The sequence below is a fragment of the Paramuribaculum intestinale genome, from assembly GCF_003024925.1.
Taxonomy (GTDB): Bacteria; Bacteroidota; Bacteroidia; order Bacteroidales; family Muribaculaceae; genus Paramuribaculum; species Paramuribaculum intestinale.
Window position 1 is genome coordinate 1 of sequence record NZ_PUED01000362.1, and the last position, 1,149, is coordinate 1,149.

The window sequence follows — 1,149 nt, forward strand, 5'->3', positions numbered from 1 at the left end:
CGTCACAACAGCAACAGGCTTTGTCTGCCTTCTGTTGGGGGGCGTATGGATGAGCCGATTGCTGAAAAACAATATGATGGATGACCGTTTCAATGATGAGAATGAATCATTCCAGCAGGAAACACGCCTGATGGAAAATGAATATTCAATCAATCTGCCCACCCGGTTCTACTATAAAAGACGGTGGAACAAGGGCTGGATAAACGTGGTGAATCCGTTTCGCGCCTCGATAGTGCTTGGCACCCCCGGCTCCGGTAAGTCATACGCAGTCGTCAATAATTTCATCAAACAGATGATAGAGAAAGGATATAGCGCATACATCTACGATTTCAAGAGCGTGTGACGTGAAAAGTTGCATCAGTGGCTGTCAGCCGTTCATTCAGAGGAGTGAAAAGAGTTGACCTATTGTTTCGCCAATAGTAGCCTACGGCAGGTGCGTCTTATGATGTACTAAGCTGCTCGGACAAGGTAACCCTCCCGAAAGGGTCGAGAATGAACCGTGAGGGGACTTCAAGAACCGCAAGCATTATGCGGTTAGGGGGCTTGGCTTGACGGCACGGCTAACGCAAGTGAACTGTCAGAACCATCGTTAAGTCGAACAAGCTTACTAATGCTTACAAGCTTGAACCAAAACGGTGTGTGGCCGGATAACCCTGTGCATTTTGGGGTTACGCGAACAACAGAGCCACCGGTGGAGAGGCAGAGCCTAAACCGTCATCGGCACTGATGCAGAACACGGTAAGCCTATATATCTCCATGAGCAATCATGGTAGGCCGAACGCAAGGGAGGTACAATGGTATGTAGGTAAAGGAAAGTCGGAGAAAGCGAATGCCGCTCTGTAACGGAGCGGATACGGATTGACCTCATTGCCATGTATGGCAATGAGCCACATCATCCGACACGAAAGTGTGCAGACTTCCGATATGGTAACATTTTACAAGATAACTTTTAGAACTTATGAAAGAAGAAAAGCAAATGGACGGGCCTAAAAACTCGTGTGCATCTTCTGACCACAAGGAATCAACTTGGGAAAACATTGATTGGAACAAGTGTGAGAAAGCGGTCAGTAAGCTACAAGCGCGTATTGTAAAAGCTCAGAAAGAGGGTAAGTTCGGCAAAGTGAAGGCTTTGCAATGGACTCTTACCCA

General features: G+C 47.3%; 1 protein-coding gene and 1 pseudogene. Both read left to right on the top strand.

What is annotated here, in order from left to right; all coding sequences use genetic code 11:
* A pseudogene (locus C5O24_RS13560) lies at positions 1-334 on the top strand (conjugal transfer protein TraG); the annotation flags it as partial.
* Between the two features lie 642 nt (positions 335-976).
* Positions 977-1,149, top strand: a 173-nt coding sequence (locus tag C5O24_RS13565; protein WP_205961137.1) for a reverse transcriptase N-terminal domain-containing protein, incomplete at its 3' end; no start/stop codon positions are given.